This is a genomic window from Dyella sp. OK584, from assembly GCF_057787755.1.
Genome location: NZ_CM173542.1, coordinates 4,244,979 through 4,257,034, shown reverse-complemented (window position 1 = coordinate 4,257,034; position 12,056 = coordinate 4,244,979). Strand labels below are relative to the sequence as shown.

Here is a 12,056-nt window from a genome sequence, read left to right as displayed (position 1 = left end):
GGCCGCGCAATCAGTCTCCGGCGGCACCCAGCTGGCGCGACAAGGCGTACAGCACGCGCAGGTCCTGGGCATCCAGCGCATCACCATCCATGCCGCGGAAATGGTGATGGAACGAACGCACCGCAGCGGCGCGGTCATCAAGCGGATAGCCGATCAACCCCAGTGCCATCCATGGATCGAAGCCAGGTGGCGGATCGAGCAGCGGGTCGCGCGGCCAGAGGCCGAAGCCGGCATCGGCGAGCTGCTGCCACGGGAAGCGCGGGCCGGGGTCGTCCTTGCGGCCGGGCGCGAGATCCTCATGCCCGATGATCTGCGTGCGCGGTATGCGCAAGCGGTCGGCAAGGTCGGTAAGCAGGCGCAGCAGGCTGTCGATCTGTGCGCGGGCAAAGGGCGAGTCGCCGTCGTTGTCCAGCTCGATGCCGATGGAAGCGGAATTGACGTCCGTGATGGTGCCCCAGCGTCCTGCGCCGGCGTGCCATGCGCGTTTGTCGTCGGCTACCAGCTGGTAGATGCGACCATCGTCGCCGATCAGGTAGTGCGCACTCACGGGCCCGCCGCTGTTGGCGGTACGCAGGGTGTGCAGCGCCTGCTCGGCGGAGTGCTCGTTGGTGAAGTGCAGCACGATCAGCACCGGGCGTCGCGCATCGACGTTGGGGGAAGGCACCCACTGCGCCATCGGATTGCGAACTGGCGCGGGCGCGCAGGCCGCGAGCGAAGCCAGCAAGCCTAGCGGCAACAGCAGGCGGCAGACATGGAAGAGGCAGGCATGCGCGGATCGGAAGGAAGTCACGGCGGGCGCGTCACGGGGAGGTGACATGGAACCTGCCGTAGCCAGGCGGCCGCGTCAAGCCAAAGAAAAGCGGCGCCAGGTTGCCCGGGCGCCGCTTGGTGTTTCATGGATGCGGAGTGATCAGGCGCGACCGGCGAATTCGCCAGTCAGCGTGTTCACCCACACCTTCTCATCGTTGGTGATGTACTCGGGCACCTGGATCTCGATGCCGGTGTTGAGCTTGGCCGGCTTGGTGCGCTTGGTGGCACTGGCGCCCTTGAGCTCCGGCGCGGTGTCGACCACGGTCAGCGTCACGCTGGTGGGCACCTGCAGGCCCACCGGCGCATCGTCGATCAGCTGCACGTAGTAGCCCTCGACGTCCTCGACGATGTAGCCCGAGTTGTCGCCCACCAGTTCCGGCGAGAGCAGGTACTGGGTGAAGTCCTCTTTGTCCATGAACACAAAGACTTCGCCGTCCATGTACGAGAAGTTCGCCTCGCGGCGCACCAGGTCCATTTCCTTCAGGTCGTCGTCGGCGCGCAGGCTCAGGTCGAACTTGCGACCGCCAGGGATCGAATACATGGTGAAGCGAAAGGTGATGTTGCCGCCACGCGCGGTCGGCGAGCTGCGCTCGATGTCGCGCACCTGATACACGTTGCCTTCGTGTTCGACTACGTTGCCTTTCTTGACGTCGGAAGCTTTCATGGATGTAAGACCGGATGATGAAATGTTTCATGGTCGTCATCCCCGCGCAGGCGGGGATCCAGCGACTTTGTGCCCTGAGGCGCGAGGCACTGGATTCCTGCTTACGCAGGAATGACGGTGTTGGAGGAATTACTTCGGCTGCAAACGCACCGCGCCATCAAGGCGAATCGTCTCGCCGTTGATGTAGCGGTTGCCGAGGATGAAGCCCACGGTTGAGGCGAACTCATCGGGCTTGCCCAGGCGCGACGGGAACGGGATCGACGCCGACAGCGACTCCTGCACCTGCGGCGGCATGCCGTCCACCATCGGCGTCCAGAAAATGCCCGGTGCGATGGTCATCACGCGGATACCGAAGCGCGACAGCTCGCGCGCCATCGGCAGCGTCATGCCGACCACGCCGCCCTTGGATGCCGAATACGCGGCCTGGCCGACCTGACCTTCGAAGGCAGCGACGGATGCGGTGTTGATGATCACGCCGCGCTCGCCGTCTTCGCCGGTTTCGTTGGTCTGCATCAGGTTGGCGCTGGCTTTGGCCACGTTGAAGCTGCCCACCAGGTTCACCATCACCGTGGTGGCGAAGGTATTGAGCGGCATCGGGCCTTCCTTACCCAGCATGCGGCCGGCACCCAGGATGCCCGCGCAGTTCACCACTACATTCAGGCCGCCCATCGCCTCGCGCGCGGCGGCGACATTGGCGCTGACACCTTCTTCAGAGGTCACGTCGGTGCGGAAAAAATGGCCGCTCAGCGCCTTGGCTGCTTCCTGGCCCTTCTCCTGGTTGACGTCGAACAGCGCGACTTTGCCGCCGTTGGCGACCAGAAACTGCGCCACCGCGTGGCCGAGACCGGAGGCGCCGCCGGTGATGATCGCCTTGACCTGATTGAGCTGCATGGGAGTCCGTAAAGCGGTTGAAAACACTAATGGTAGCCCAGCAAGGGACATCCGGCTCTTTGGACTCTGCCGGGCTGTTTCGGGGCCGTTGGTGGGCCGGGACAGTAGTTTGGGCTACCTGATAAGCCGGGCAGACCCCGCGACGGGCTTAGACGTAGGACCGCGCCTACAACTGGCAGCCATACTTAGAGCTTTTGGTGGCGCGGCTTATATCGATTTTCCGGGCTATTTCATCGCTCGGGCGGAGTACAACCGAGGCGGTGGGGCGCTGGCGCCGTCGCTGAGGGAGGGCCGCCATGGGGTGTGGAGGCGATCAGGGCTTGCTGGTCGGGGCGACCAAGCTTTGGCTTGGTGGCGCCTCGTCGTGGGCGGGAGCGCTTCTTCGCACCCACGGCGTTTGCACCGACATCCATTCACTTCTCGCGCGCATGCTGCCGGTCTTGCTGCTGGTCATGGCCGGTACGGCATGGGCAGGGGAGGAGCCGGCCGCGTCGACGAATGCGCCCGAGCACGCCGATCACTCGTCTTACTTCATGACAACCTCGCAACTGCCCGATCCCATGAGGCCGTTCGCGCACTTGCCGAAAGATGCTGCATTCAGGGTGCGCGCTGCGGTCGTGGCGGTGCCCGATCCACTGGAGACGCGGTTGGGTCGTGCCTTCGATGTCGAACTCAGCGCGGTGATGAGCGCGTTCCAGGCCAGCGGATACGTGCTCGATGGTTTTGCCTTTACATGGATACCGAAAGATCCGCACAGCGATAGCGCGTATCCCACATCCGATGGCAAGGCGCGCGAATTGCCGAGCGTCATGTTGTTTCGACGCGATGACTGGCGTGGATGCAAAGGGGAACCTAGGGACCCCCAATTTTGCGGCTCCAGTTACTACGCGCTCTTTCTCGTTGGCGAAACGCCAACCTCAGGTATTCATCCGGAAGCCTTCAAGCTCGCTGCGCGTTGTGCGATAGCGCTGGATGGCGCCAATCGCAAAAGCCCGCTGGCGTCGGCATCGGATCTGTTTGAGGAAGACTGCGACGCCCTGACAACACACAGCGCAAAGGCCGTGGCTGCGTTCAACTGCGATCGCCAGCTTGACGTGATCGGCCCAGCGTTCTCCGGCACCATGGAATCGATGGCAGCGGCGTTGAACAGGGCGGCCTTGGAAGTGGCAAGTGCGCCATGCGGTGGGTTGCCGACGGCAGAGACAGCAAAGAGCTTTCGGATTCGGTTGCTCTCGCCTTCGGCAAGCATCAGCAACAACGAAGAGATCAAGTACCACGCCTATGTGAAGGTCGCGAATACGGACAAGTTCAAGGTGGATCTCCAATACCGCTCGCTGGCTTATAGCGTGTCGGACCAAATGGAGAGCGTACTGTCGTATCTCCAACCCCGTGTGGGTCGAAATCGCAGTGTCGTGGTGCTAAGCGAGGAATCGAGCTTTGGCAATGGGGTCATGCCGGATCTCTACGAAAACTGGTCTCTCGGCACAGGCAACGAGATCTGCAGGAAATCCGGCAAAGAGGGCGCGCCGGAAGCGTGTTGGGGCCACCTGGTCAATGTGCAGTTTCCCCCCAACATCGCCGCCATCCGTGCCGAGCACGTGAAGATCCAGCAGACTGAAGATGCGCAGCGTCGACAGATACTGCCGGAGCGATTGCTCGAGCTTGACCTCACGGGTGTGGACAAGGGAACGGACCAACCACCGACCTACCAGCCCAGTCTGAGCTCCCGTTCCGATGAGCTCATGCTGTACCAGACCTTTGATGCCTTGAAGAAATTCCATCCGCCGGCGACGGTGATTATTGTCGCTACCGATGTGCGCGATCGCCTTTTCCTGCTGAGCGAGACGCGCGATCTGCTGCCAGGTGCGCTGCCCATCGTGCTTGAACAGGACAACCTTCTTGAGCATCCGGACTATCGTGATATCAGTCGCGGCAGCATCACGATGCCTGCTGGCAGAAGTCTCGTTTGCCTGAACTCTTACAACGATCCCATACCGTGCCCCCAAGGTGAGATGGTGCGGGGTTCTCCGGCCGAACAAGGCGACTTTTTGACGTGCTCCCTATTTCCACGCCGTTTCGCATTCGCCACTGACTACGCGGCGAACACCTTCCGCGCCATGTTGCGGCTGGTGAAACAGCAAGATGCGACGTCCAAAAAAGATATAGATAATTTCACCTCGCCCGCAGAGGCATGGATGGCGCCTCACATGCTGGTTGCCACGCTGGCAGGCTTCAAGGACATCGATGGCCTTCGGGCCAGACGGGCGTCAACGGACTCAACTGCTGTAGACACGCAGACCAAATGCAGCACACACAAGGAAGAAAGGCAGGACACCCTTATCGTTGCCGATACGCGCCTCCAGCTGCAGGGTCCCGTGTATCTGGCAATGGTCCTGTTTTTCCTGATGATGCTTGTAGTTGCACTGTGGCTGATCCGCAACGGTGGCGGGCGGCCGCTTCTGGTATTTCCCATTCATCGTTATGCGCTGCGTTGGATGCACGTTGCACTTGCGGCAACGTCGAAGTCCATCAGCAAGGTGGGAGTTGGCTGGTTCCTGCTGTGGATCGCCATGGCGGTGGCTGGTCTGGGAATCGCTGGCTACAAGGTCGGCAAGGTGTTTTGGCCGCATGCATACCTCGATACCAACCTGGCGCATGGTCGCGCCCTTGAGGTGCTGATCGGACTATGCCTTGGATACGGGTGCTTCATCGTCCTCACCATGCTCAGGGTGCGCGAGTGGGATGCGCACTGCGTGGTGCTGTCTGATGCCGTCGGGCACGAAACGCCGTTGGGCATGCGCTTACGCCGTCATGGTGTCGGATACGCAGTGCTGAGTGCGCTGATTCTGTTGGTCGGACTTTGCTTGAGCGTCAACGACCTTGATCCCGTCAGCACCAGTTCTGCCCGGGCCTCAGAACTGGCGGCCACTTTCGCGCTCTGCGGGAGTGCGTTCTTCCTGGCGCTGTTTGGTGAGGCATTCGATCGTCTGTGCCGCATCAGCATGGAGCTCGACAGGGCGGTCGCGCTGATTCGGAAGGGAACGGGTTCGAATGAATGGCCGACGCCGTGTCTGCTCGGCGAGCGAGCGACCAGCCCCTTCAACATTGCCATGCGCTTGAAGAACTATCAGGTCTGGCACCAAAGCGGCTACGCCGAGTGGGCCAGGCAGATTCAGTCCTTGCTGACCGGCACCTGGGAGCTTGGATCTCAGTCCGGCACCGTGTTCCAGACATGGCAGACATTGCTGGTCGCAGAGATGAAATTCGCGGTATCGGCGATGCGTACGTCTGCGTGGTGTTCGGTGTTGGGGGCCACGCTCGCCATACTGCTTATCCAGGTCTATCCGCCGGCCTACCCACGACTGCAGGCCACGGCTTCAGTGACGCTTCTGGCGCTCGGGTTTGCCGCCATTGTCTACGTCGTGGTCAAGCTGGAGAAGGACAGCTTGCTCGGGCGGATGTTTACCAGCGACAAGGACAGCCTGACCTTCGGCAGTGCGCTCTCGGTGCTGTGGCCCAAGCTGCTGGCTTTGGCCTCGATCCTGGTGACGGCATTTCTTCCAAGCGTCTGGGGTTGGGTCGGTGGTCTGGTAAAGGCCATCAACTCGCTGCACTGAGACGGTGTCGCGCTCAGGGCACCAGCAACCGTTGCAAGCTGTCAGATCCGATCAACGCGGGAAACGGAACCACGGGGCGAGGCGGTATCTGGGGCGTCTGCAGCTCCTTCTGCCACACACCTACGTCCCACCAGGTGTTCAGCTTGTAACCGCAGCTGCGCCATACCCCGGCCGGGTTAAAGCCCATGGAATCGTGCATGGCCACGCTGCTTTCGCCGGGCAGGGTAATGACGCCAACCGCCTGGTTCAGGCCTTGAAGATGCATCACGTCGAGCAGCACGCCATAGAGTCGACGCGCGATGCCGCGCCGACGCGCATCGGCGTGCACGTAGATGGAGGTTTCCGCGATCCAGTCATATGCTGCGCGCTCACGGAAGCGGCTGGCATAGGCATAGGCCAGCACGCGTCCACCTTCCTCCCAGACCAGCCATGGGTATTGCCGCAGACGAGTCACGATGCGCTCACGCATGACTTCGGTGCCCGGCAGTTCGGTCTCGAAGGTTTCCACGCCGTGGAGCACCGACGGGGTGTAGATGTCGTGGATAGCCGCGGCATCGTCGGCGTGGGCAATGCGGATCATGCGAGAACCTTTTCCATGCAGATGCTGCTTGGATTGGCGCTGTGTTCGCCAAAGGGTGGGCAGCGCCGGTAGCCGGCGCGTTCGTACAGCTCCAGCGCTTCAGTCTGTGCGGTGCCTGTTTCCAGGCGGACGACCTTGCCGCCGGAACGCGCGACTTCGCGTTCCAACGCTTCCAGCAATTGCTTGCCCAGGCCGAGCCCACGGCAAGCCGGCAGTACGTACATGCGCTTCACTTCCACATAGTCCGCGTGCCGCACGCAGGCGCCGCAAGCCACGGGTGTGCCATCGACGCGGGCGGTGAGGAATGTGACGTTGGGCTGCTTGAGTTCCTCCGCCGACACCGGTTGGATGTTGCCAGTGGGGTAGAGCTCCGACAGATAGCCGTCCAGCAGCTCGATCAGCGGTTTGACGTCTGGCGAGGCAGGGTCGTCGATCTCGAAACGCAGCATCGGTGCTTTCAGCATGACTCGTATTTCCAGTTGCGCCGCTTGCCCTCAGACAGCCACTCCAGCGTGGTGGCCAACCGTTTCTGGCGCGTGGCCTCGGTCTTGGCTTCGATGATCCATTCCACGTAGTCGCGTTGCGCACCGGGCGGAAAACTCTGGAACGCCTTGCGGGCACTGGCATGCTTGCGCTGGGCGAGCAGCGCGGAGAGATCTTCCGGTACCGTCGGTGCTGGCTTTGGCGTTGTGCTGGCGCGCCGCTGCTTTACGCCGGCGTCGATCAGTGCCATCGCTTTCTTGACGTGCGCAGCCAGCGTCTTCCTGGGCGGCAGATCCTTCAGCGAGGTGAGCTTGCCGAAATCACCCATGCCCTGTTCGGCGGTTTCGCCCATCACTTCCTTGTGCAGCCAAAAACCGAAGCTGCAGTGCTGCTTGAATGCGGCCATGTTGCACAGGAGCGAGCCGTTGTAGCCGAAGAAGGGCATGCTCCATTTGAGGCCTTCCTCCACCTCCGGGCAGGCTTCGTGCATCACGGCGCGCAGGTGCGCAAGGATGGGTCGGGCGAACGGCGCCGCCTTGGCGATATAGGCGTCGATACGCGGATCTTGATTGGCCATAAGCGTGACCTCACAGCTCGCGGATGAAAAACTTGTCGCAACTGAAGTGGCCGGTACCACCCATGGGTTCGCACAGGGTGGTAAAGCCATGCCGACGATACAACGATTGGGCAGCGTCCATGCCGGTCAGCGTCTCCAGGTAGCAGCGACGAAAACCATGTTCGCGTGCCGCGTCGAGGCAGCGCTGCATCATGGCGCTACCGGCGCCGAGGCCGCGTGCGTCGGGCAGGAAATACATCTTGCGCAGTTCGCATACGTCGACATCGCCGCCTTCCAGCGGAGCCACGCCACCACCGCCGAGCACGACGCCGTCGCGCTCCATGACGAAATACGCGCTGCGCGGACGTCCGTACACCTCGTACATGCTGTCGACTTCAGCGTCATGGATGGCAAAGCCCGGGCCATCGGCACCGAACTCGGGCATGACGGCGCGAATGATGTTGGCGACAGCGGCGTTGTCGCGGGCTTCAATGGGGCGGATCAGGAAGTCGGTCATGGCGTAGTTTGTGGTGTGCGGTAAACGGTGCCGTCCTTCATCACGAAGGCCGGATGCTGAAGATCGTCGATGTTCCTGGTGGGGTCGCCGGTGAATGCTGCCAGGTCGGCGCGCAGGCCCGGTGCGATGCGACCGAACTTCTCCTGCTGGCGAAGGATGCGTGCCGCCACGTCGGTGGCGGCGTGCAGCGCCTGTGGCGCGGACATGCCATCACGCACCATGTTTGCCGGCTCGCGCCAGTTGTCGCCGTGGGTGAATACGCCCACGTCGCTGCCATTGCCAATGATCACGCCAAGTTTCAATGCGGTGCGAAACGCGCGTTCGGCTTCGCGCATACGTGCCGTCGGTTGGCTCTGGCCGGGCACGTAGTGCTCGAAATATTCCGCGGTCGATTCCACTGCGGTTAGCGTGGGCTCGTAGGCGACGCCGTGCTGCTTGAGCAGACGGAAGGTGGCTTCGCTGGCGCCGTAGCCATGCTCGATGCTGTCCACGCCCGCTTCCACGGCCAGGCGCACGCCTTCGTCACTGGAGGCATGCGCGGCCACCGGACGCCCGGACAGATGCGCGGTGTCCACGATGGCCTTCATTTCCGCCAGCGACAGGGTGGGTTGCGTGCCGCCATCCACACCCACCCGGTAGTCGGCGTAAAGCTTGATCCAGTCGGCGCCATGGCCGGCCTGCTCGCGCGTGGCACGGATGGCTTCATCCACGCCGCTGATCTCCTGCGCGCCGCCGGGCAGGTCCATGTCGGGCCGGAAGCCGCGCGGCCCCGGCCCGTAACTGGCGGTGGCGACGATGGCCCGGGTGGCGACGAACATGCGTGGCCCCGGAATCATGCCCTCATCGATGGCGCGCTTGATCGAGACATCGGCAAACCCGGCGCCCTCGGTGCCCAGATCGCGCAGCGTGGTGAAGCCAGCCAGCAGCGTGGCGCGTGCGTGCGCGGCGGCTTCCAGCGTGCGGTAGTCCTGCGGCTCCTTCAGCACCTGGTCGTTCCACAACGTTTCGTTGTATGGATGCAGGAACACGTGCGAGTGCAGGTCGATGAGGCCTGGCGTCAGCGTGGTGCCGGGCAGAGCGATGCGTTGTGCGTCGCCGGGTGCCTGGATGCTTCTCACGGGGCCGACCGCCGTGATCACACCGTCATGCACCAGCACCACCCAGTCGGCGTGCGCGGCATCACCGTCGGCCGTCCAAACGCGTTCGGGAACCAGCAGCACATCGCCCTTTGGTGCGCTTGCCGCCATGGCTGCGCCTGAGGCTAACAACGCCAACAGCGCACCGACCCAACCCCTGCATTGACTCCAGCCCATCACCGGCTCCCGCGCATCCGAAAGCCGATTCTAGCCACGGGAGCCGCGTTGCGGCGAGGCCGGCTTCAGGGAGACGTGCTCGCCGTGGTGGAGGCAAGCTGCGCGCAGTCGCCGTCGGGCGTCCCGGTGGCGGTGACACAGCTCTGGAAGCCGGCGGGCAGGTTGGTAAAGCTGCGGCTGCCGCCTGCCTGCACCGCGAAGGAAGTAGGCGGCGATGGGCAGCTGATGCCGGCCGGCGCGCAGTCGTTGGCGACCACGGTGTAGTGACAGGCGCCACTCTCGCTGCGCATGCACTGGAACGTTGCCAGCTGGCCGGCGACATGCACCTTGCTGTAGACCACGTCGCGGCCATTGGCAATCGAATGCACGACGACGGTACGTCCCTGATCGCACCCGGCGAAGGAAAGAAGCATGTAGAACAATGCGAAGAACTTGTACATGGTGACCTCTTGCGTAATGCCTGCCTGGCTTCGCGAGGAAGCTCACATATTGCGGAACAAGGCCATGAAGGGCTGGCTTACCACCAGCGTTTCCGGACGCTGCTTGAGGCGCAGCGTGCCTTTGCCAGTGTCGTCGCGAACGATGGACGCCACGGCCTTGAGATTGACGATGGTCGAGCGATGGATTTGCTTGAACGTGCTGGGGTCGAGCATGCCGGCCAGTTCGCGGATCGGCGTACGTAGCAACGACTCACCGTCGGCGGTCATGGCAACGGTGTATTTGTTGTCGGCGCGGAAATAGGCCACGTCGTCCACCATGATCAACCGCGTCTCGCGCCCATTGCTGGCAGTAATCCAGGTCAACGGTGGCTTGCCTTGTGTGTTGCCGAGCGTGAGCTCGCGCAACAGCGCGGTGAGAGTTTCGGCATCGGCGGGCGGTTTGTCCGCGCGGGATTTGATGCGTTGCACGGTGGCGGCGAGGCGCTCAGGAGTGATGGGCTTGAGCAGGTAGTCGACCGCGCCACGTTCGAATGCGGCGATGGCGTATTGGTCATACGCCGTGGTGAAGACCACCTGCGTGCCGGGGCTGGCTTCGGCTGCCGCCGCGGCGACTTCCAGCCCGCTGAGGCCCGGCATGCGGATGTCGAGAAAGGCGACGTCGGGGCGATGGCCATCGATGGCCTCGAGTGCGCTGGCGCCGTCCTCGCATTCGGCAAGGATCTCCAGCTCAGGCCACGCCTGCGCCAGAAGGTTGCGCAATGCGGTACGCAGCAGCGCTTCGTCTTCGGCAAGGATGGCGGTGGTCATTGCCCTACCTCCGGTTCGCTCGTTGCTGCGGCGCGTGCCGGCACGGTGATGGTGCTGGCCACACCTTCAGGGGCATTGCCAACGACCGAGAGCGAGGCATCGGCGCCATAGATCAGGCGCAGACGTTCGCGAACGTTCTTCAGGCCGATGCCGGTGCCACCGCTGGCGGCGCTGAAACCGCGGCCATCGTCGGCCACCGTGATGGTCACCGCGTCGTTGTCACGGCGCGCCAGGATCCACACGGTGCCGCCGCCGGGCTTGGGTTCGAGCCCGTGCTTGATCGCGTTTTCCACCAGGGTCTGCAGCATCATCGGCGGCAGTGAGATGGCGCGCAGCGCGTCAGGCACGTCCACCTGCAGCGACAGGCGCGGGCCCATGCGCAGCTTCATGATTTCCAGATAGGCGCGGGTGCGTTCCAGTTCGTCGCCCAGTGTGGACAGCGCGTCATCGGTGAGAGGCAGGGAATGACGCAGGTAGTGGATCAGGTGTCCGAGCATATGGTCGGCCTGCGCCGGGTCGCTGCGCGTGAGGTATTGCGCGCTGGCCAACGTGTTGTAGAGAAAATGCGGTTCCACCTGTGCATGCAGAAGGTTGAGCCGAGCCACCGTGTGCTCCTTCTCGCTCTCCGACTGCATGGCACGCAGCTTCTCGTGCCGGCGTTTTTCGGAAATGCGACGAGTGATGGCGCGGATGATCGCCTCGGCGTTTTCGAGGTTGGTGCCATCGTCCACGCGGAACCAGTCGCTCCATGCGCCGGCTTCGGGCTCGCAGATCAGCGTGACGCTGCCGGTGCCTTCTCCCGGCGTCACGGTGGCGAAGATCTGGTTGCGCAGATGGCCAAACCAGACGGAAGGGTCCAGACGTCCGAGCATGCTGCGTCCATAGGGCATGGGACGCTTCACCTTGGCGCGAACCTGCAGGCTGTCACGTGCGCTTTCGATGTCCTCGGTACGGGGCAATTCCCGAATGGCGGCATCGAGCAGGTCGAAGGCTTCATCAGCATCGAAAGGTATCTCCACGCGCCGCCGCTGTCGGTTGCCCAGCGTATCGCTATCAACATGGCCGGCAATCAGTCGGACACGTCGCAGGTGCGAGACGGCGCTGGTGATCACCATCAGCAACGCGATGAAGATCAGAAGCGTGGCTCCGCCACCCACGTCGCGATAGCGAAACGGCGGGCTGTTGGTGACCAGCAATGCGATGAACAGCAAGGCGAGGAACCACGCCAGGACCAGGCGAACAACGAAGAGCAGGCTCTTGATCACGGCGGAATCTCTGGCATCGAAGGGAACGGACCGGAGCATACCCAGCCCCGTCGCTATCCGGGGGTGTCTTTCGACGGAACCGGCATAGGACCGACGAAAGCGGCCTGGGCGGG

General features: G+C 63.0%; 12 protein-coding genes. 1 reads left to right on the top strand and 11 read right to left on the bottom strand.

Annotated features, from left to right (window positions below; all coding sequences use genetic code 11):
* Positions 1 to 10 precede the first annotated feature (10 nt).
* The 3 genes from AC3CBN_RS19215 to AC3CBN_RS19205 all read right to left on the bottom strand — a co-directional run bounded on the left by AC3CBN_RS19215 (position 11) and on the right by AC3CBN_RS19205 (position 2,365).
* Positions 11 to 790, bottom strand: a complete 780-nt coding sequence (locus tag AC3CBN_RS19215; protein WP_488634590.1) for an N-acetylmuramoyl-L-alanine amidase — start codon at positions 788 to 790, stop codon at positions 11 to 13.
* A gap of 120 nt (positions 791 to 910) precedes the next feature.
* Complete coding sequence (efpL, locus tag AC3CBN_RS19210; RefSeq protein ID WP_488634589.1) at positions 911 to 1,474, bottom strand: elongation factor P-like protein EfpL; 564 nt, start codon at positions 1,472 to 1,474, stop codon at positions 911 to 913.
* A gap of 129 nt (positions 1,475 to 1,603) precedes the next feature.
* Positions 1,604 to 2,365 carry an SDR family NAD(P)-dependent oxidoreductase gene (locus tag AC3CBN_RS19205; protein WP_488634588.1) on the bottom strand — a complete coding sequence of 254 codons (762 nt, stop codon included), beginning with the start codon at positions 2,363 to 2,365 and terminating at the stop codon, positions 1,604 to 1,606.
* A 296-nt stretch (positions 2,366 to 2,661) separates the two neighbouring features.
* On the opposite strand from AC3CBN_RS19205, the gene AC3CBN_RS19200 reads away from it, so the two are divergent.
* Positions 2,662 to 5,982 (top strand): hypothetical protein, encoded by a 3,321-nt coding sequence (locus AC3CBN_RS19200; RefSeq protein WP_488634587.1) that lies wholly within the window; start codon positions 2,662 to 2,664, stop codon positions 5,980 to 5,982.
* A 13-nt stretch (positions 5,983 to 5,995) separates the two neighbouring features.
* Here the strand turns inward: AC3CBN_RS19200 and AC3CBN_RS19195 are convergent, their stop codons facing one another.
* The 8 genes from AC3CBN_RS19195 to AC3CBN_RS19160 all read right to left on the bottom strand — a co-directional run bounded on the left by AC3CBN_RS19195 (position 5,996) and on the right by AC3CBN_RS19160 (position 11,982).
* Entirely contained in the window at positions 5,996 to 6,562 is a 567-nt protein-coding gene (locus tag AC3CBN_RS19195; RefSeq protein WP_488634586.1) for a GNAT family N-acetyltransferase, read from the bottom strand.
* A complete protein-coding gene (locus tag AC3CBN_RS19190) occupies positions 6,559 to 7,026 on the bottom strand; it encodes a GNAT family N-acetyltransferase (RefSeq protein WP_488634585.1) in 468 nt (155 codons plus the stop codon). The genes AC3CBN_RS19195 and AC3CBN_RS19190 overlap by 4 nt, the downstream gene beginning before the upstream one ends.
* Entirely contained in the window at positions 7,020 to 7,622 is a 603-nt protein-coding gene (locus tag AC3CBN_RS19185; protein WP_488634584.1) for a YdeI/OmpD-associated family protein, read from the bottom strand. The genes AC3CBN_RS19190 and AC3CBN_RS19185 overlap by 7 nt, the downstream gene beginning before the upstream one ends.
* A 10-nt stretch (positions 7,623 to 7,632) precedes the next feature.
* Positions 7,633 to 8,118 (bottom strand): GNAT family N-acetyltransferase, encoded by a 486-nt coding sequence (locus tag AC3CBN_RS19180; protein WP_488634583.1) that lies wholly within the window; start codon positions 8,116 to 8,118, stop codon positions 7,633 to 7,635.
* Positions 8,115 to 9,365 (bottom strand): metal-dependent hydrolase family protein, encoded by a 1,251-nt coding sequence (locus tag AC3CBN_RS19175; protein ID WP_488634582.1) that lies wholly within the window; start codon positions 9,363 to 9,365, stop codon positions 8,115 to 8,117. Before AC3CBN_RS19175 ends, AC3CBN_RS19180 begins: the two co-directional genes overlap by 4 nt.
* Positions 9,366 to 9,496: 131 nt before the next feature.
* Complete coding sequence (locus tag AC3CBN_RS19170) at positions 9,497 to 9,871, bottom strand: hypothetical protein (RefSeq protein WP_488634581.1); 375 nt, start codon at positions 9,869 to 9,871, stop codon at positions 9,497 to 9,499.
* Between the two features lie 42 nt (positions 9,872 to 9,913).
* Positions 9,914 to 10,678 carry a LytR/AlgR family response regulator transcription factor gene (locus AC3CBN_RS19165; RefSeq protein ID WP_488634580.1) on the bottom strand — a complete coding sequence of 255 codons (765 nt, stop codon included), beginning with the start codon at positions 10,676 to 10,678 and terminating at the stop codon, positions 9,914 to 9,916.
* Positions 10,675 to 11,982, bottom strand: coding sequence for a histidine kinase (locus AC3CBN_RS19160; protein ID WP_488634579.1), 1,308 nt, complete (start codon positions 11,980 to 11,982; stop codon positions 10,675 to 10,677). Before AC3CBN_RS19160 ends, AC3CBN_RS19165 begins: the two co-directional genes overlap by 4 nt.
* Positions 11,983 to 12,056 lie beyond the last annotated feature (74 nt).

What these genes read in the sequence shown, in the direction of transcription:
- efpL (WP_488634589.1), bottom strand. Translation starts at nt 1,474, where the DNA reads ATGAAAGCTTCCGACGTCAAGAAAGGCAACGTAGTCGAACACGAAGGC.
- AC3CBN_RS19205 (WP_488634588.1), bottom strand. Translation starts at nt 2,365, where the DNA reads ATGCAGCTCAATCAGGTCAAGGCGATCATCACCGGCGGCGCCTCCGGT.
- AC3CBN_RS19200 (WP_488634587.1), top strand. Translation starts at nt 2,662, where the DNA reads ATGGGGTGTGGAGGCGATCAGGGCTTGCTGGTCGGGGCGACCAAGCTT.
- AC3CBN_RS19195 (WP_488634586.1), bottom strand. Translation starts at nt 6,562, where the DNA reads ATGATCCGCATTGCCCACGCCGACGATGCCGCGGCTATCCACGACATC.
- AC3CBN_RS19190 (WP_488634585.1), bottom strand. Translation starts at nt 7,026, where the DNA reads ATGCTGAAAGCACCGATGCTGCGTTTCGAGATCGACGACCCTGCCTCG.
- AC3CBN_RS19185 (WP_488634584.1), bottom strand. Translation starts at nt 7,622, where the DNA reads ATGGCCAATCAAGATCCGCGTATCGACGCCTATATCGCCAAGGCGGCG.
- AC3CBN_RS19180 (WP_488634583.1), bottom strand. Translation starts at nt 8,118, where the DNA reads ATGACCGACTTCCTGATCCGCCCCATTGAAGCCCGCGACAACGCCGCT.
- AC3CBN_RS19175 (WP_488634582.1), bottom strand. Translation starts at nt 9,365, where the DNA reads ATGGCGGCAAGCGCACCAAAGGGCGATGTGCTGCTGGTTCCCGAACGC.
- AC3CBN_RS19170 (WP_488634581.1), bottom strand. Translation starts at nt 9,871, where the DNA reads ATGTACAAGTTCTTCGCATTGTTCTACATGCTTCTTTCCTTCGCCGGG.
- AC3CBN_RS19165 (WP_488634580.1), bottom strand. Translation starts at nt 10,678, where the DNA reads ATGACCACCGCCATCCTTGCCGAAGACGAAGCGCTGCTGCGTACCGCA.
- AC3CBN_RS19160 (WP_488634579.1), bottom strand. Translation starts at nt 11,982, where the DNA reads ATGCTCCGGTCCGTTCCCTTCGATGCCAGAGATTCCGCCGTGATCAAG.